Origin of the sequence: uncultured Alloprevotella sp. (genome assembly GCF_963536905.1) — a bacterium.
Classification (GTDB): Bacteria; Bacteroidota; Bacteroidia; order Bacteroidales; family Bacteroidaceae; genus Alloprevotella.
Map to the genome: position 1 here is coordinate 18,128 of NZ_CAUTBW010000004.1, position 18,028 is coordinate 36,155.

The 18,028-nt window shown below is 50.3% G+C and carries 11 protein-coding genes; 3 read left to right on the forward strand and 8 right to left on the reverse strand.

Annotation, left to right across the window (positions count from 1 at the left end; genetic code table 11):
* Positions 1–218 precede the first annotated feature (218 nt).
* A complete protein-coding gene (locus ABLA33_RS01225; RefSeq protein ID WP_347718922.1) occupies positions 219–4,298 on the forward strand; it encodes a glycoside hydrolase family 2 TIM barrel-domain containing protein in 4,080 nt (1,359 codons plus the stop codon).
* A gap of 262 nt (positions 4,299–4,560) precedes the next feature.
* Here the strand turns inward: ABLA33_RS01225 and ABLA33_RS01230 are convergent, their stop codons facing one another.
* Positions 4,561–4,779, reverse strand: a complete 219-nt coding sequence (locus ABLA33_RS01230; RefSeq protein WP_347718923.1) for a hypothetical protein — start codon at positions 4,777–4,779, stop codon at positions 4,561–4,563.
* Between the two features lie 398 nt (positions 4,780–5,177).
* Between ABLA33_RS01230 and floA the strand changes: the two genes are divergently transcribed.
* Together floA and ABLA33_RS01240 are read left to right on the forward strand one after the other, a co-directional pair.
* Positions 5,178–6,200, forward strand: a complete 1,023-nt coding sequence (floA, locus tag ABLA33_RS01235) for a flotillin-like protein FloA (protein ID WP_311489804.1) — start codon at positions 5,178–5,180, stop codon at positions 6,198–6,200.
* A gap of 207 nt (positions 6,201–6,407) precedes the next feature.
* Positions 6,408–7,082: a hypothetical protein gene (locus ABLA33_RS01240; RefSeq protein ID WP_347718924.1), complete on the forward strand. Its 675-nt coding sequence runs from the start codon at positions 6,408–6,410 to the stop codon at positions 7,080–7,082.
* A gap of 115 nt (positions 7,083–7,197) precedes the next feature.
* Here the strand turns inward: ABLA33_RS01240 and rnc are convergent, their stop codons facing one another.
* From rnc to ABLA33_RS01275, 7 genes are all read right to left on the reverse strand, one after another.
* Positions 7,198–8,052: a ribonuclease III gene (gene rnc, locus ABLA33_RS01245; RefSeq protein WP_311489806.1), complete on the reverse strand. Its 855-nt coding sequence runs from the start codon at positions 8,050–8,052 to the stop codon at positions 7,198–7,200.
* Between the two features lie 155 nt (positions 8,053–8,207).
* Positions 8,208–9,467 (reverse strand): beta-ketoacyl-ACP synthase II, encoded by a 1,260-nt coding sequence (gene fabF / locus ABLA33_RS01250; RefSeq protein WP_311489807.1) that lies wholly within the window; start codon positions 9,465–9,467, stop codon positions 8,208–8,210.
* A 119-nt stretch (positions 9,468–9,586) separates the two neighbouring features.
* On the reverse strand, positions 9,587–9,823 hold the full coding sequence (locus ABLA33_RS01255) for an acyl carrier protein (protein WP_009347569.1): 237 nt from the start codon (positions 9,821–9,823) through the stop codon (positions 9,587–9,589).
* 353 nt (positions 9,824–10,176) lie between these two features.
* Positions 10,177–12,660: a DUF4982 domain-containing protein gene (locus tag ABLA33_RS01260; RefSeq protein WP_347718925.1), complete on the reverse strand. Its 2,484-nt coding sequence runs from the start codon at positions 12,658–12,660 to the stop codon at positions 10,177–10,179.
* A gap of 854 nt (positions 12,661–13,514) precedes the next feature.
* A complete protein-coding gene (locus ABLA33_RS01265; RefSeq protein WP_347718926.1) occupies positions 13,515–15,581 on the reverse strand; it encodes a cytochrome c biogenesis protein CcdA in 2,067 nt (688 codons plus the stop codon).
* Positions 15,582–15,755: 174 nt separating this feature from the next.
* Positions 15,756–16,856, reverse strand: a complete 1,101-nt coding sequence (locus ABLA33_RS01270) for an endonuclease/exonuclease/phosphatase family protein (RefSeq protein WP_347718927.1) — start codon at positions 16,854–16,856, stop codon at positions 15,756–15,758.
* An 8-nt stretch (positions 16,857–16,864) separates the two neighbouring features.
* Complete coding sequence (locus ABLA33_RS01275) at positions 16,865–17,803, reverse strand: rhomboid family intramembrane serine protease (RefSeq protein WP_347718928.1); 939 nt, start codon at positions 17,801–17,803, stop codon at positions 16,865–16,867.
* Positions 17,804–18,028: the final 225 nt, after the last annotated feature.

Consider the following 18,028-nt stretch of genomic DNA (forward strand, 5'->3'; position numbering starts at 1 on the left):
TTATGGAGTGCAAAGTTACTATATCTTGTTGGCGTGCTGCCCCTTTGCTTTGAAAAACTTGTCCCACAGACACGAGAGCAGCTCCTTTAGAGAAAATCTTATAAGGCTGTGAGAAAATTATAGATACTTTGTGCTATCTTTGCCCTTATAATTATTGACAAAGGCAAACATTGTTTCGATTTACCGAAAGAATATATAACTAATCAATATACTATCTAATGAAAAAAAGAAACCTTTGGGTGTTCCTCGGACTGACTCTGCCGTTGGGCGCAATAGCTCAAACATCGGCTATAACGCAGTTGCGAGGCTATCACTATGGGCAAGATGCAGCTCCAACAGGTTGGGAGTGGCAAAGCCCAGACTCTGTGGCGTACAACAAGCAGATGCCACACGCTTTCTTCTTCTCGTTTGCCAACGAGAGCGAAGCTGCTCGCGTGCAACCTACAGCGTCTAAATACTACGAAAGTCTGAACGGTCAGTGGAAGTTCAACTGGGTGAAGCAACCTTCTGAGCGACCAAAAGATTTCTACCGCCCCGATTTCAACGCAAGCAGTTGGGACAACATTGAAGTACCCATGTCCTGGAACTTGGCAGGGCGCCAGGCCGACGGCTCTTGGAAGTATGGTTTGCCCATCTATTCTAATCAGCGCGTCATCTTTGCCCATCATGTGGCAGTGGGCGACTGGAAAGGCGGCGTTATGCGCAAAGCTCCCAGCAGCTGGCTCACAGCGAAATATCCCAATGAGGTAGGCTCCTACCGTCGTACATTCTCCGTGCCGGCCGATTGGAAAGGTCGTCAGGTGTATATTAACTTCGACGGCGTGGACTCTTTCTTCTATCTCTGGATCAATGGAAAATATGTGGGCTTCTCGAAGAACTCACGCACGTTAGCGCAATTCGACATCACTCCCTACCTCAACAAGAAGGGCGAGAACGTTGTGGCGCTGGAAGTGTACCGCAACAGCGACGGTTCGTTCCTCGAAAGTCAGGACATGTTCCGCCTGCCGGGCATCAACCGCAATGTTTATCTCACGTCGAAGCCACAAGTGCAGGTGCGCGATGTAGTGGCCATTCCCTCTTATAAGGATGCCAACTACACGGATGCAGTGCTCAACGTGAAGACCTATGTTTCCAATCTCGGCAAAAAGGATCAGAAGTTCCAGCTGGCTTATAAGCTGCTCGAGGTGGAACTTTACGGTGATGCCACTAAGCCTGTCAGCGGCGTGGAGGGAACTGTTCCCGTCTCGCTGGTGAAGAAAGGCAGCGAGATGCTGGCCACCGCGCAGATTGCGGTAGGTAAGGCCGTGCGTCCTTGGTCGGCTGAGCGCCCGCAGCGTTATGTTCTCGTGGGCGAACTGAAAGACGAGAAAGGCCGTACTATCGACACCTACTCCACTTATGTTGGTTTCCGACAGATTGAGATTAAGGACGTCCCCGCAAGTCAAGACGAGTTCGGTTTGGCAGGTCGCTACTATCTCTATAATGGTAAGCCCATCAAGTTTAAGGGTGTGAACCGCCACGAAACAAATCCCGACCGCGGTCATGCTATTACCCACGAACAGATGGAACACGAAGTCATGCTCATGAAGCGTGCCAACATCAACCACGTTCGTAACTCCCACTACACCAATGATCCCTATTGGTACTATCTCTGCGACAAATATGGCATCTATCTTGAGGATGAGGCCAACTTAGAGAGCCATGAATATTATTATGAAGCTCCCTCGCTTTCCCATGTGCCCGAATTCCAGAATCAGCATGTTGCGCGCAACATGGAGATGGTACACGCTGATGTGAACCATCCCTCTGTGGCTATCTGGAGTCTTGGCAACGAGGCCGGCCCAGGCGACAATTTCAAGAAGGCTTATGCCGCCATCAAGGCCTTTGATACCTCTCGCCCCGTGCAGTATGAGCGCAACAACGATATAGTTGACATGGGCTCTAACCAATATCCCAGCGTGGGCGGTGTTCAGGCTTTGGCTTCCGGTAAGACGAAAGCCAAATATCCTTTCCATATCTCCGAGTATGCCCATTCTATGGGTAACGCCGTGGGCGATCTCCAGCACTATTGGGATGCTATCGAAAGCACCAATTATGTGATGGGTGGCGCCATTTGGGACTGGGTGGACCAGGCTATGAATAAGGTGCAGGACGCGCAATATAAGGTGGACGGCAAGAATACTGTCAAAGGTCTTCCCTCTACAACCTACTACTGGGCGTATGGTGGCGACTTTGGCGATAAGCCCAACGACGGAATGTTCTGTATGAACGGTGTGATGCGCCCAGATCTCACGCCGAAGGCTCAATATTTTGAAGTGAAGAAGGTTTACCAGAACGTCGGCGTTAAGTGGGTTGATGCCGCGACCAATCAGGTGGAAATCTTCAATAAAAACTATTTCGAGCCCCTCGACTATACCATCCATTTCACCCTTTGGAAGGACGGTCAGCAGGTAGCTGGTTCGGGTTGGAACTATAACGTTGCCATCCCCGCCCGCGAAAAGCGCGTGGTGACGGTTCCTAACTATAAGATGGCCGAACTTGACGCCAATTCCGAGTATTTCCTCAAAGCGCAGTTCTTTACCCGCACCGACCAACCTTGGGCAAAGGCAGGCTATGAGCAGATGAACGAACAGCTCTTGCTCCAGACACCCAATTGTTTGCCCGAGGTGGAAATGTCTCAGGATAGAACACAGCAGCCTAAAATAAAGACCGTGAACGGAGGTATAGAAGTGAGCGGTAAGAACTTCAAAGCAGTGTTCGACACACAACAGGGAGCTATCAGTGAGCTTACTTATGCTGGTAAGCAGATAATAGAAAAGGGTCAAGGCCCTAAGCTGGATGTGTTCCGCGCCCCTATCGACAATGATAATTGGCAGATTGGCGGTTGGTTCCGTAATGGTCTTTATAGATTGACACATAAGGTGAAGAGTTCTACGGTTACTACTGACCAACGGGGCAATTGCGTTATTTCCTTTACCGTGGAAAGTCAGACCGCTCCGGGATGTCAAAACACCTATAGTAATACCGACCGTAATCCCGACGATGTTTACCGCATCAATGAAAAGTCTACCGAACCGGGCAATCTTACTTTCACTCAACAGCAAGTTTATACGATCTATCCCGATGGTTCTATCGAATTGCAGAGTGCTGTGACAGCCGATAATACGGGTGTGGATCTCCCCCGCATAGGATATGCCCTCCAGCTGCCTAAGCAGTACGACAACTACACTTATTACGGCCGCGGCCCTGTGAACAACTATTCCGATCGCAAGACAGGTCAATTTATTGAGAAATACAATCAGAAACTCGACGATAGCTATATCGTTCTGCCGAAGCCGCAAGCTATGGGCAACCGCGAGGATGTGCGCTGGATGTCGCTGACGGACAATGCCGGCGATGGCGTTCTTTTCCGTGCCGACAGTACTTTCAGCTGTTCCGCTCTGCCTTGGAGTCAGCTCGAACTTATGGGCGCTTCGCATGCCTATAAACTCCCGAAGAGCTCCGCGGTTCATGTTCATCTCGATGCGCAGGTGCGCGGTCTTGGAGGTGCAAGCTGCGGCCCAGGCCCATTGCTGGAAGATCAAGTGAAGTCCACAAGCCGTATGTTTGGCTTCCTTATCCGCCCCGTTACAAAGAACAACGAAGATGAACAAGGTAAGGTGCAGACCAGTGGCGAAAGCCCCATTGCTTTCTCACGTGATCGTGCCGGTGAAGTAACTCTTTCAACAAAAGAACACGGCCTTCAGATTCTCTACTCTATCAATGGCGGTAAGCAGCAAGTATACACTAAACCTTTCAACCTGCGCCGAGGAGGTGTAGTTACAGTACAGTATAAGGGCAACAAGAGCAGTACTACGAGCATGTCGTTCGGGAAAATCGACGAAATACCTTTGGAAGCAATCTATGCCAGCAGTATGGAGCCGAACGAAGGAGAGGCTACCCACCTCACCGACAATAAGCTCGACACCTATTGGCATACGCAATATGGCGTTACGCTTACGAAGTTCCCCCACTGGGTAGACTTTGATTCAGGCGTTTTAGGCACGATGCGCGGCTTTGTTTACACTCCGCGTCAGGACAATGTCAATGGTCGTGTGAAGGCTTATGAGATCTACGTTTCCAATGATAACAAAACGTGGCGCAAGGTGGCTGAAGGCGAATTCCCGAACTCAGCAAAACCGCAGCGCGTTCTCTTCTCTCAGCCCACAAAGGCACGCTACATCCGCTTCCGTGCTCTCAGTGAGCAGAACGGCGCAGAGTACGCCAGCGGTGCCGAATTCTCCGTGATTGGCGAATAAGATTTAAGCACAGATATATATCTATTAACGAGCAAGCAGAGGATGCAAATCCCCTGCTTGCTTTTTTGTGAGGAAAGGGAGAGCCCCACAGCCCAGAAGGAAAAAGCCCCCTCCATCTCCCCCATAAGGGGGAGTGCTCAGTATTGGTTCTCAGACTTGTCGGACTTGTCTGACCAGTCCGACCCGTCAGAGACCCAATACTGATTCGTGCTCCTTCGCTCCTTTCGTGCCCTTTCGTGGGCTAAAAATATCAATAGAATTCTTATTTTTCTCCTCCCACGAGGCTCTTCAATCCACGCACAAAAGGGAGAGAGCGATCCATCCCGCCTTCCTGCGCGCCGATACAATAAGGCTGCTGGCTGATTTCCTTATTGAGTCGGCCGACAGCATAAGGAAGCCAGCTGACACAATAAGAAAAATGACGAAGAGGATAAGGAAGATTTTCATCAAAAATGGACTGAAAAGCAAGAAAATCCCTCAAAATCTCCACTTTCCGAAGGATTTCACCCGACTTTTCCTGCCTGCAAAATCAAAAATACTACGAAAATTTTAGCAGAAAGCGAAGAGGAGAGCTTTTCTCAATTTTTCAGAAGAAGGCTTATTGTCAATTTTTGGGAAAGTTTTTAGAAGTTATCGGACGAGTCTGACTGGTCGGACAAGTCCGAGATGCTATTGAGAAATCTGCTTATCGGACCAGTCCGACCAGTCCGAAGAATCCGAACCGTTATCGGACGAGTCCGAGAGTGGCAGCCGAGCACTCCCCCTTATGGGGGAGATGGAGGGGGCTTTTCCCTTTTCTCTTTTTCCTCCCCATTCTCCTTGCATCTAAAAAAAATCCTTATATTTGCAGCAAACACCAAACATAAAAAACATCACACTATGGAAATGGTATCCGTGTTTATGACTTTCGGCATCATCGTTGCCCTAAGCATCTTTTTCTATTTCGTGCCTTTCTTCCTCTGGTTGAGCGCGAAAGTTTCTGGCGTACATATCTCGTTGATTCAGCTCTTTTTGATGCGTATTCGTAACGTCCCGCCAGGTATTATTGTGCCCAGTATGATTGAGGCGCACAAGGCAGGATTGCAGAATATTACGCGTGATAAACTCGAGGCACATTATATGACTGGTGGCCACGTGCAGCGTGTGGTCCATGCCCTTGTATCGGCCAATAAAGCCAATATAGACCTCACCTTTGAGAAGGCTACCGCCATCGACTTGGCAGGTCGCGATGTTTTCGAGGCTGTGCAGACCAGTGTAAATCCTAAGGTGATTGATACGCCGCCCGTTGCTGCCGTTGCAAAGAATGGTATTCAGCTTATCGCCAAGGCTCGTGTCACGGTGCGCGCCAATATCCAGCAACTCGTGGGTGGTGCTGGCGAAGAAACCATCTTGGCCCGCGTGGGCGAAGGTATCGTGTCGAGCATCGGTTCGGCAGAGAGCCATGAAACTGTGTTGGAGAACCCCGATAGCATCTCGAAGCTCGTGCTCCGCAAAGGCCTCGATGCTGGTACGGCCTTTGAGATTCTCTCCATTGATATTGCTGACATCGATGTGGGTAAGAACATCGGTGCTACTTTGCAAATGGATCAGGCCAATGCCGATAAGAACATCGCTCAGGCCAAGGCGGAAGAGCGTCGCGCTATGGCTGTGGCCACAGAGCAGGAAATGAAAGCCAAGGCGCAGGAAGCCCGCGCAGAAGTGATTCGGGCAGAAGCACAAGTGCCACTGGCTCTGGCCAAAGCCCTCAACGATGGCAATATGGGCGCGATGGACTACTACCGACTCAAAAACCTTTTGGGCGATACAGAGATGCGCGAAGAGATTGCTGGCCTGGCAAAGAACGGCCTCTCCTCCTTTGGACAAGGCAATACTCCTCCCCCAGCGCCTAAACGCCGCGATTAAGAAAGCGGAAAACTAAGATACCGTGCCAATGCGTTGTCCTGTCATACAGGGTGACCATTGGCATTTTTCGTTTCCCAGAAGCCAAAGATGCCACAAGAGTATAAGAAATACTAATGTTTTGTTAAAAGAGGTCGTTTGCTTACATATTGTTGTTGGAACTCTTTACATTTGTCGCCGAATGTAATAATAACAGAAGAAAAAACAAGTATGAAGAAGATTGTATTTACATTGGCAGCAGTAGCTGCCTTTAGCTTCGCTTCTTGCGGCGGAAACAAAACAGAGAAAGGCGGAGTAAACGATTCTGACAGTACAACTGTAGTGGCTGATACTACGAATGATCCCGTGGCCGCTGCGGCTCAGGGCGTTACGGAGCAGTTAAAGGCGAGTGTGAACGATCCCGAGAAGTTGCAGGCAGCTGTTACTGCTGTGCAGGCTACGCTTCAGCAATATTTGGCTAATGGTGACAAGGAAGCCGCTGCAAAGTATGCGAAGGTAGTTCAGAACTATATCAATACCGACGCAGCGGTAAAAGAAGCCCTCACAAAGGCGGAAGTGAGCCTTTCGAAGGATGCTGCTGCAGCTAAAGTGGATGTTGCTACAAATCTCTATGAAACTCTGAACGGAATTACCAATGTTGCTACAACTTCTGATGGTGCTATGGAGAAGGTGACAAAGACTGCTACCCAGGAAGCTCAGGAAGCTGCAAGCACGGTGGCTAATAAAGCTGTGGATGCTGCAAAAGAAACAGCAACCAATAAGGCGAAAGAAGAAGTGAAAAAAGGTGCTGAGAAAGCCGAAAAGGCAGTGAAAGAATCGGCAGAGAAAGCCAAAGCAAAGACTTCAGAAGAGGTGAACAAGGGTTTGAAGAAACTCGGCCTCTAAAGCTTTTCGCTTCGATATATTGAGGATGCAGCTTCTTTGAGAGCTTGTCCTCACAGAAAAACGCCCAACCTCTACAGGTCGGGCGTTTGTAGTTATGATGCGGCTTATTGTAGCCTTACTTTTTTGCGGTTTTGTCGGGAAGCAAAGGAGATACTTCAGTGGGTGGAAGGGCAGCAAATTCCTGCGCCTCCATGGCGGTGCGGCTTTCCTTCGCTGCAAAGATGCTATCCTTAAACTTGGTGTCCTTGTTGAGCGTTTCGAGTGCTTGGCGTGCGGCGTTCTGCTGACTCTCTTTCTTAGAGTAGCCACGCCCCTTTCCTGCCTTTTTGCCTTCCAGGATTATGACGGTGTTGAACACGGGAGAGTTGCTGTTCTCCCCTTCCGTATTTTCCAGTTTGAACTCGGCACGTAGCTTATTCTTCTGGCTCCATTCTAACAAGCGCGACTTGAAGTTTTCTTCCTTTTTCGAAAGTGCTTCAAGATTAATGTATTGTCCCAGAATGCGCTTGTCCACAAATTCGTAGCATTTCTTAAAGCCTCGGTCGAGATATACCGCCCCGATGAAGGCTTCAAAGGCATTTCCACCAATGTTATTGCGCTTCGTTGTGGGACGCGTATTGAGACTGATGAGTTTGCTAAGTCCCATCTTCTCCGCCAGCAGGTTGAGCGTGGAGCGCTGTACCACCTTGCTACGCACATTGGTCAGAAAACCTTCTCGCCTGCGCGGAAATTTCTTGAAAACAATGTCGCTGACGATGGTCTCAAGCACAGCATCGCCTAGGTATTCCAGTCGCTCGTTATTGACGGCGCGGCCGGAATGATTCTTATACATCTTGCTGCGATGAGCTAAAGCAATCTGATAGAGCTCTATATTGTGCGGATAGAACCCTAAGATGTCGTAAATTTGAAAATAAAGCTCCTTGTCCTTGCGGAAGAGGAGCTTCATCCTATCAAGTAAATTCGTGTTCATTCTATTAAGTTACGAGTTGCGAGGTACAAGCTGCGAAGCACAATACCCCTCGTATGAATGACGATGTAGGAGATATGCAACGTTAAAGACAAGGGACGGGACACGAAGTGCCAGCTACTGAACGCTGTCTTGTGCCTCGTCCCTCGTAGCTTTGTTTACTTGTACTTCTTCATAATGACGCACGCGTTGTGTCCACCAAATCCGAACGTGTTGCTCAGAGCTGCGCGTACTTCGCGTTGTTGCGCCTTGTTGAAAGTGAAGTTCAGCGAATAGTCGATCTCGGGATCTTCATCGCCATCTTCATGATTGATCGTTGGCGGAACAATGTCGTTGACCACTGAGAGCACGCAGAAGAGTGCTTCAATACCTCCGGCAGCACCCAGAAGGTGGCCCGTCATCGATTTCGTTGAGCTAATGTTGAGTTTGTAAGCTGCGTCGCCGAATACGTCCTTAATTGCTTTTGCTTCGGAGATATCGCCCACGGGAGTAGAAGTACCGTGTACGTTGATATAATCAATATCTTCGGGCTGCATTTCAGCATCTTTCAGTGCGCGCTGCATAACAAGTTTTGCGCCAAGACCCTCGGGGTGAGAGGCCGTAATATGGTGTGCGTCAGCACTCATGCCAACACCGGCCACTTCGCAGTAGATGTGTGCGCCGCGAGCCAAGGCGTGGTCGAGCGTCTCCAGCACGAGGATACCTGCACCCTCTCCCATGACGAATCCGTCGCGGCTCTTAGAGAACGGACGGCTTGCGTGCTCGGGGTCATCGTTGCGAGTGGAGAGCGCGTGCATGGCGTTGAAGCCTCCAAGGCCGCAAGGCCAGACTCCAGCTTCTGCACCGCCTGTTACAATAGCGTTGGCTTTGCCCAAACGCAAGAGGTTGAACGCGTCAGCCAAGGCGTTGGTTGCGCTGGCGCAGGCGCTCGTCGTTGTGTAGTTCGGGCCGCGGAAGCCGTAGTTGATAGAGATTTGTCCGGCAGCGATGTCGGCAATCATCTTAGGGATGAAGAACGGGTTGAACTTCGGGCCCTCAGCTTCATGCAGTGCGTAGTAGCCTGCCTCTTCTTCAAACGTGTGGATACCACCGATACCGACGCCTAAGATAACGCCAATCTCGTTTTTGTCCACCGTGTCGAGGTCCAAACCAGAGTCTTTGATGGCTTCTTGTGCAGCTACGAGTGCGTACTGTTCGTAGAGATCCATCTTACGAGCCTGCTTGCGGTCGATAAAGTCCGCAACCTTGAAATTCTTTACTTCGCACGCAAAGTGAGTCTTGAACTTCTCTGCGTCAAAATGAGTAATAGGAGCTGCGCCACTAACGCCGTTCTTGATGTTCTCCCATGTTTCGGGAGCGGTGTTACCTACCGGCGTGAGGGCACCCATACCTGTCACTACAACTCTGTGTAATTCCATTTTATGAGAGCTAATCTGTTAATAAAGCGCAACGTTTAACGTCAGGAGAAACACGCACCCATTGAGGAGCGCGTTTCTGAAAACGTTAAACGTCGGTATCGGAACTATGGATACAAATATTATTTTGTATGCTCTTCGATATAAGCGATTGCATCGCCAACAGTGCTGATTTTTTCAGACTGGTCGTCGGGGATAGTGATACCGAACTGCTTCTCAAATTCCATAATGAGCTCTACAGTATCGAGTGAATCTGCGCCCAGGTCGTTTGCGAAGCTTGCTCCGTCTTGTACTTCTGCCTCGTCAACGCTCAGTTTGTCAACGATAATTGCCTTTACTTTATCAGAGATTTCAGACATGATTGTAAATGATTAATTTGTTGTTAATATGATTTTTCTGTTTTTGTAGGTTGCAAAAATAGAGACATTTATGGATATACCCAAACTTTTCAGCTGAAAACTGCTGTTTTGTTGCACATTTTTTCCTATTTCTGTGCAATTTTGATATTTCTGGCTGATAAAAAGAGGGTTATGTTGATGAGTAGGTGGGAGAAAAAGGAGGGAGGAAAAAGGCGATTTTGTCAGAATTATAGATAAAAGAGATTGAATTATAAAGAAGTTTTTTTGAATTATAAGGACGATAGTAGAACAAGTAGGGAGGGATAGCAACCTGCTGGAAGCACGTTGCGAAATCCCTCCAACGGCGGTTGTGCTTATTGGCTTTTTCCCATGGCACGAGCGGGCTGCAAACCAGCGGCTGCGGCTTCGAGGGTGAACGCACCAGCTTTGTTGGTGGTTTGAACAATCACGGTACACATTCCGCTAAAGAGGTGCATCTGCGGTTCTTGGAACGCGTCGAGACAAGTGGGGTCGCCGTTGGCCGTGGCTTTGAAATGTGCGTTGCCAGAAACTTTGAAACGTACCAGTCGGTTATCGGCGGGACAGAGATTACCGTCCTTATCAACGGCACGTACTGTATAATAAGCCACATCTTCTGCATTGGCACGGAGGGCTTCATTGTCGGCACGCACAAGTTCCAGATGGTGGGGCTTACCTGCTGTGCGCACCACCTTTTCTGCCACCTGCTCTCCCCTATCATTATAGGCCACCACACGAAGTTCGCCGGGTTCGTAGACAACCTCGTTCCACATCAGGCGGTAGCGTTTCTCCACATCCTTGTAGTCCTCGGGCTGAGTGCGGCGCGGTGCAGATTTCGGTGCATCAGCCTTGCGCAGACGTCCCTGACTTTTCCCATTCACGAAAAGTTCGGCCTCGGGATAATTCGTATAAACAAACACGGGCGTAGTCTGCCCCTCTCGTCCCGGCCACGTCCAATGCGGCAGAACGTGCAGCGTGGACGCCTGCTTATTCCAAACGCTCCGATAGAGATAATAGCGATCCTTGGGCAGCGAAGCCAGATCGATGATGCCGAAGTAGGAACTATGCGATGGCCAAGCATTGGTGTCGTAGGGCGTAGGCTCACCCAGATAATCGAAGCCCGTCCAGACAAATTGCCCCAAAGTCCAGGGCTGGTCGTCGGCGTTGGCAAAATCCCAGTCGGGTATGTTCGACCACCAGCAGGCCTCTAAGTCGTACGAACTGGATTGCTTGTCGGGATACATCTTCCCATCCGCTTTGACAACAGGAAACTTATAAACACCGCGCGAACTGACCGTTGATGCCGTTTCCGAACCGAGGACATAGCCTTGCGGCAGACCCTCGTAGCCTTCTTGATAGCGATGGGCGCGATAGTTATACCCAGGGATGTCTATCATAGCCGCAAACCCATTTGTCAGTACACAGTCCCACTGATCCATGCCGCAAGTCACTTTGCGCGTGGGATCTTCGCGGTGGCAAATATCTTGCAGGCGGCGCGCCACGGCATATCCGTTGGGCGAACACTGCGTGGGCACTTCGTTACCAATGCTCCAGAGTACAACGCTCGGGTTGTTGCGATAGTGACGCACCATGTTGACGATGTCTTTCTCAGCCCAATCGGCGAAGAAACGGTGGTAGCCGTTTTCGCACTTTGCTACGTCCCACTCGTCGAAGGGTTCAATCATCATCATGAAGCCCAGCGAGTCGCACAGCTCTACGAGTTCGGGCGCGGGCATATTGTGGCTCGTGCGGATAGCATCGCAACCCATGTCCTTGAGTAGGCGAAGCTGATGGATGAGTGCACTTCGGTTGACGGCCGCACCGAGTGGTCCTAAGTCGTGATGGTTGCAAACTCCCTGAAACTTACGGTGCTGACCGTTGAGAAAGAACCCTTTATCGGGCACAAACTCTAAGGAACGGATACCAAAGCGCGTCGTGTAAGTATCTTGTAATTGTCCGTCGGCCGTATAGATGCGGCTCACGGCGCGGTATTGCTGCGGTGTTTCGGGCGACCATAGGCGCGGGTGTTCTATCGTGAAATGCTGCACGAAAGGCTGGCCGTGCATCGTGGTTTGTGTGTTCTCGCGTGTGAGTACGATATGGTTGTCATTGTCGAGGATAGTGGTCTCCACGCGCAAGGGCTTTCCCTCCCCTCCTTCCACATTGAGGCGAAGCTCTACAGAGGCGTAGTCGGCTGCCACGTGCGGCGTGAGCACCTGTGTGCCCCATACAGGCACATGGATGCGGTTTGTGTGGATGAGTCGGACATTGCGGTAAAGTCCTGCACCAGGATACCAGCGCGCCGACTGTGGGCGGTTCTCCAATCGGACAGCCAAAACGTTGGCTTGGCCGTTAGGATTCAGATAGGGCGTAATGTCGACGAAGAAACTGTTGTAGCCGTAAGGCCAGAAAGCCGCTTTCTGTCCGTTCACAAATATTTGAGCCTCGCTCATAGCCCCATCGAAGAGCAGCGTGGTGCATCCTGTGGTGTCGGCCGCGAAAGTTGTTCTGTACCATCCTACTCCCGCATACGGCAATCCGCCCGTGCGTCCTGTCTTTTCTGAAGCTTCCGTCTCGCCATTCTGCGTAACAGCCACGCGCTGCAAGTCGTTGTTGCGGGAGAAAGGCCCTGTGATGGCCCAGTCGTGGGGGATGCTCACGGCTTGCCACGCTTTGCTGTTGTATCCTGTGGCTTCTGCGCCCAGTGCCTCCCCTCTGTGGAACTGCCAGTGGGTTTTGAGCAATGTTTCCGAGCGTTGTGCCGATGCCGCCGTGGTGCAGAGCAGTCCGGCAATGAGGAGAGAATGGAGCATTTTCATATTGTGTGGTTTTTGTTTCTGCTGACAAAAATAGGAAAAAACTGTGAAATCTGTACAAGGAAAAGCCCCCTCCATCTCCCCCATAAGGGGGAGTGCTCGGCTGCCACTTTCTGACTGGTTGGACAAGTCTGACAGGTCGGACGGGGACGATGAGTCTTGCTGGGCCGATAAGCAGCTCTTTTAACAACCTTTCCGACTGGTCCGACCAGTCCGACTTGTCCGATGACTTCTAAAAACTTCCCCCAAAATTGACAATAGGCCTTCTTCTGAAAAATTGAGAAAAGCTCTCCTCTTCGCTTTCTGCCAAAATCTTTGCGGCATTTTTGATTTTGCAGGAGGGTAAAATCGGGCGAAATCTTGCGGAAAGTGGAGATTTTGAGGGATTTTCGTATTTTTTTGGCTGCTTTTGATGAAAATCTTCCTTATCCTCTTCGTCATTTTCCTTATTGTGTCAGCTGGCTTCCTTATGCTGTCGGCCGACAGCCTTATTGTGCTGGCTGACGCAATAAGGAAGTCCACGCGCAGGAAGGCGGAAATGTTCGCCCTCTCCCTTTCGTGCGTGGATTTGTGGGCTTCGTGGGAGGAGAAAAATAAGAATTCTATTGATGTTTTTAGCCCACGAATATTCACGAAAGAAGCGAAGGAGCACGAATCAGCATGGGCTCTCGGACGGGTCAGACTGGTCCGACAAGTCCGACTAATCCGACCAGTCTGAGAACCCAAGCTGAGCACTCCCCCTTATGGGGGAGATGGAGGGGGCTTATTCCTCTTGGGCTGGGCTCTATCTTTTCTCAACAAAAATCCCCACGCGCTGTGAGGCACGTGGGGAATATGAAAGATAAGCTTAATCTTACTTATTTCTTCTCGCGGTAGTGCTTGAGGCCTTCTTCGAGGAATTTAACGTAGCCAGGGATGTCCTCTTTGTAAGAGAAGCTGTGGTTGAGCGCCTTTCCTTCGTTGTCGACAGGTACATAGAACGGCTGGGTCTGCGCACCGAACTTGGTGCTCTCCAAGTAGCTCCATTTGTCGCCCACAGTGCGGAGAATCTTGGTGGTGCCGTCTGCCTGCTTCACTTCGATATTCTCGGGCAAGCGCGTCTTATCGTCCACATAGAGCGAGATGAGCACATAGTCTTTGTTCATAATATCGCGCACCTTGGCATCATGCCACACGGCCAGCTCCATCTTGCGGCAGTTCACGCAGCCGAAGCCTGTGAAGTCGAGCAGAACCGGTTTTCCTGCCTTCTTGGCATAGGCCATTCCTTCCTCGTAGTCGCGGAATTTTGCTTCCACCTTGACTTGGTCGAGATTGAAGTCCTGCGTGTACATCGGCGGAGCAAAGGCGCTGATAGCTTTGCAGGGCGCGCCCCAGAGTCCTGGAATCATATAGATGGCGAAAGCCAAGCTGCCGAGGCCTAAGAAGAAGCGCGGTACGCTGGTGTGGGTATCGTCGTCGTCGCTGGGGAACTTAATCCAGCCGAAGAGGTAGGCGCCCAAGAGACCAAAGATGGCAATCCACAGGGCAAGGAAGGTTTCGCGGTCCAGAATATGCCAACCGTAAGCCAAATCGGCCACGCTGAGGAACTTCAAGGCGAAAGCCAGTTCGATGAAGCCCAGAACCACCTTCACCACGTTCATCCAGCCACCACTCTTTGGGGCTTTCTTCAGCATGGTGGGGAAGAGCGCAAAGAGCGTAAAGGGAAGAGCCAGAGCAATGGCAAAACCCAACATTCCGATAGTGGGGTTGAGGATTGAACCGCCCGCAGTGGACACTTCAACCAGCAGGAAGCCGATGATAGGGCCTGTGCAGGAGAAGCTCACCAGGGTGAGTGTGAACGCCATTAAGAAAAGTCCCATGAAACCTGATGCGCTGCTGGCTCGAGCGTTCACCTTGTTGTTCCAACTGGAGGGCAGCGTGATTTCGAAGCCTCCCAAGAAACTGGCAGCAAAGACAACGAGCAAGAGGAATAGGAAGATATTGAACACAGCGTTTGTGCTCAAATCGTTCAAGGTGTTGGCACTCGACAGAGAGGTGACGATGAGGCCCAGAGATACGTAGATGACCACGATGCTTATGCCGTAGATGATGGCATCGCGGATAGCTTTCCGCCGGTCGTCGTTGCGGTGGAGGAAGAAGCTGACGGTCATCGGAATGATAGGCCAAACACAGGGCGTGAGGATGGTGATGAGTCCGCCAACAAAGCCCATGAGGAAGATGTACCACAGTGTGCGGTTGTGCGTGCCGCCGTCTTCGCCCCAGTGCTTGAGTTGGTCGATAGAAGACTGATACCATTGAGCAATATCTGAGGAGTCGGCAGGGGCCACTGTGGTGGGAACTGCAGCCGTGTCTATGGCATTGGCCAATGCAGTTGTATCGATTGTGGGGGGGGCCCATCCTGCGGTGCGCATTGTTGGATCCGGTTCAGTCTTATGAGCCATTTCGGCTGCCGCCGCTTTGGCTGCCTCACCGGTAGGGCCGTCAGAGCCACTGACAGTAACCTCTGTTGTGGAAGGCGGCAGGCAATTCTGATCGTTACATGCGCCCCACTCCAAGTAGGCCTTTAGTTTGTAGTCCTTTTTTGTTAGTTTGATGCGCTGCGTGAATGTGGCTGTGTTTTCAAAGAAGGATAGTTGCATCTCGAAAACATCATCGTGCATACTCTTCACACCAGGCCCTGGCTTGAGAGCGCCAAGCGGCTCAGCACCATCCGCCTTGTCCACACCAAAGCGAGCCGCCGTTGGGCCGCCGTCAGGGATATTAGTACTGTAGACATGCCACCCTTTGGCTATTTTAGCCTTGAAAGTGACGTCTATCTCTGTTGGGGAAACACGCTTCTGCGACACGCTGAACGACACCTGCGCTTGTAGCGTGTTGAGGAGTCCTGCTATTGTCAGCAAAAGCAAAGAGAGACATTTCTTCATAAATTATTCTAGGAAATTTGAGGTTTATAGCGACAAAAGTACCTAATTATTTTTATTCTATTCCTATGGAAATGTGTTTCTTCAAGTATTTAAGGAAGACTTTTCTATAAATGTGGGGATAAATAGCTTTGTTTTTTACGACAAAGGCTCAAAGAAAAGCCCCATCATGTAGGCTCAACGCTCTCGTTTGAAGTAGCCAATGATGGGGTAGTGGTCTGAAAAATTGACTCGGTTGTCTATGTAAGCGGAGAAAGGCCGCCAATCGTCGGAACAGAAAAGATAGTCGATGCGCACAATAATGGCATCGCGGTTGAAAGACCGTCCCAATCCGTTGCCAGTGCGCACATAGGCATCGCGTAAGCCTTTGCTCATTCGGTAGTAAGTATTAGAAATGGGGCTATCATTGAAGTCGCCGCAAACAATCATGCTCTGGCCTTTCTGCTGCGCTATGAAAGCCGTGATTGTGTCCACCATGGCTGCTCGCCCGATGCTGGCCCGACTAATCTTAGATATGATGGTGCGGACGGCTTTCTCATTGTTGTTCTCACTTGGCCCTCGCACGCTGTTGTGGAACTCGTTCCTGTCGTCCTGCGTGAGGCCCATGCTGCGCAAGTGGTTATTGATGACGAGGAGCGTGTCCTTATCCGATAGTTTGAGCCAGTAGGCCATTGTTCCGTTGTTGCCTATTTGGCAGATGCGCTTGCTGCGGACAATCGGATATTTGCTGAACAAGACGAGCTTACTATCGTTGAAAGTATCCTCTTGATGGTAGCGTTGTTCGCGAAAAATAGGGTAGATATAGTTTTGATAATGTTCTTCACGTGCAAAGCCTTCTTGCACACAGACAATATCAGGATTTTCGTTGGCCAGATAGTGAGCGATGCGGTTGCCAGTTATTCCGTTGATGGTGTCGTTTGTTGCGCCGCCCCAGCCAGCGGTGTTGTAAGAGATCACCTTTAGGCTACCCTTAGGTGCAGGGGAGCTGAGGTTGAACGGGCAGTAGGTGCGGATGGGCACAATACAGACGAGCAACCCCAAGAGCGTAATCCAGAGTTGGCGCGGCGTGAAAATCAGCGAAAGGAAAGCCATGAAAAGCGTGCCACCCAGCAGAAAGGGAAAGGCAAGTCCAAGAATGCTGAGTAGCCGAAAGTGAGTAGGGTTGACCATGACCGAGGCTGAGCATGCCCACAATAAGAGTACGCTCGTCCATGAAGCACCGATGATGATTTTAGCAAAGGTGCCCGTTTCTTTTCCTTTTTGTGTCTTTCTGGCCATGGGAGTTATTACGATTGAGAATTACGGAAGAGGAAATCTTTTTCTTCGCGTGTCAGACTATCATACCCCGACCGATTGATTTTATCAAGAATGCGGTCGATTTCTGCCTCTTGTTGTTTTTTTCGTAGGTTGTAGTCGTAGTCAGATGTATGACTGTTGAACGCTCGCCCACCACTAATATGTATGTCCGGTTGTTTCCCGAATCGTTTCTTCAGACGTTGCCAAAGCGTAGGTTTGGCAGGCGTGTAATTGTCCCAGCCTCTAAAATTGCTCGTACGGTTGCTCTGCTTGCGCCAGTATAGGAGTAGCAACCAGCCGAATAGCATTCCGCCGAGATGCGCAAAGTGTGCGATATTGTCGGACATACCGAGCGAGAGAGCTTCTATGACAATGTAACCCATCACGAGGTACTTGGCCTTGAGCGGGATAGGCGGGATGAGCAGCATGATACGTTCGTTGGGGTAGAGATAGCCGAAGGCGAGCAGTATGCCATAGATTGCACCCGATGCACCAATGGTGGTCCACGCGTTCAGTAGTTGTCCCATGGGTATGAGTGTTCCGCCGACCTCTACAAAGTGATGATTTTGCATTCCCTCAATGAAATACTGCGCCAGCTGCCACACTTCTTGGCTCAAAGCCGCTCCAAGACCGCACACGAAGTAGTAGGTGAGGAATCGGCGGGTGCCAATGGTGCGTTCGATAATGCCACCAAACATCCAGAGTGCAAACATATTGAAGAAAAGGTGGCTCAGTCCGCCGTGGAGGAACATATAAGTGAGAGGCTGCCAAAGGTAGAAATTATCAGCCAGCACAAAATGAAGGCCGAACCAATTGGAGAGATCGACAATTCCTGCCTGTTGAAGCACCGTCTGCGCCAGCAGAACGATACAATTGATGATGAGCAAGTTTTTAGTAGCGGGCGGCATCGCGCTCATAGGGTTTGCCATAATCGTTTCTTATTTTTTCGCTGCAAAGATACAATTAAAGTGCCAACAAGTATGGTCCGTTGCTTGTCTTAGTGCAGTTTTGACCATCTTTGCCACTATATGTAGTGAACAAAACGTCCAAGATGTTGTCCTATTCCTTTTCTCTTTTCTTTCCTCCTATAAGCGCGTTTGTCCCTGTCTCTTTTGTGTATCTCCGTTCTTTAAGGTATTTTTGCGCCGCAAAAT

What these genes read in the sequence shown, in the direction of transcription:
- ABLA33_RS01225 (WP_347718922.1), top strand. Translation starts at nt 219, where the DNA reads ATGAAAAAAAGAAACCTTTGGGTGTTCCTCGGACTGACTCTGCCGTTG.
- floA (WP_311489804.1), top strand. Translation starts at nt 5,178, where the DNA reads ATGGAAATGGTATCCGTGTTTATGACTTTCGGCATCATCGTTGCCCTA.
- ABLA33_RS01240 (WP_347718924.1), top strand. Translation starts at nt 6,408, where the DNA reads ATGAAGAAGATTGTATTTACATTGGCAGCAGTAGCTGCCTTTAGCTTC.
- rnc (WP_311489806.1), bottom strand. Translation starts at nt 8,052, where the DNA reads ATGAACACGAATTTACTTGATAGGATGAAGCTCCTCTTCCGCAAGGAC.
- fabF (WP_311489807.1), bottom strand. Translation starts at nt 9,467, where the DNA reads ATGGAATTACACAGAGTTGTAGTGACAGGTATGGGTGCCCTCACGCCG.
- ABLA33_RS01255 (WP_009347569.1), bottom strand. Translation starts at nt 9,823, where the DNA reads ATGTCTGAAATCTCTGATAAAGTAAAGGCAATTATCGTTGACAAACTG.
- ABLA33_RS01260 (WP_347718925.1), bottom strand. Translation starts at nt 12,660, where the DNA reads ATGAAAATGCTCCATTCTCTCCTCATTGCCGGACTGCTCTGCACCACG.
- ABLA33_RS01265 (WP_347718926.1), bottom strand. Translation starts at nt 15,581, where the DNA reads ATGAAGAAATGTCTCTCTTTGCTTTTGCTGACAATAGCAGGACTCCTC.
- ABLA33_RS01270 (WP_347718927.1), bottom strand. Translation starts at nt 16,856, where the DNA reads ATGGCCAGAAAGACACAAAAAGGAAAAGAAACGGGCACCTTTGCTAAA.
- ABLA33_RS01275 (WP_347718928.1), bottom strand. Translation starts at nt 17,803, where the DNA reads ATGGCAAACCCTATGAGCGCGATGCCGCCCGCTACTAAAAACTTGCTC.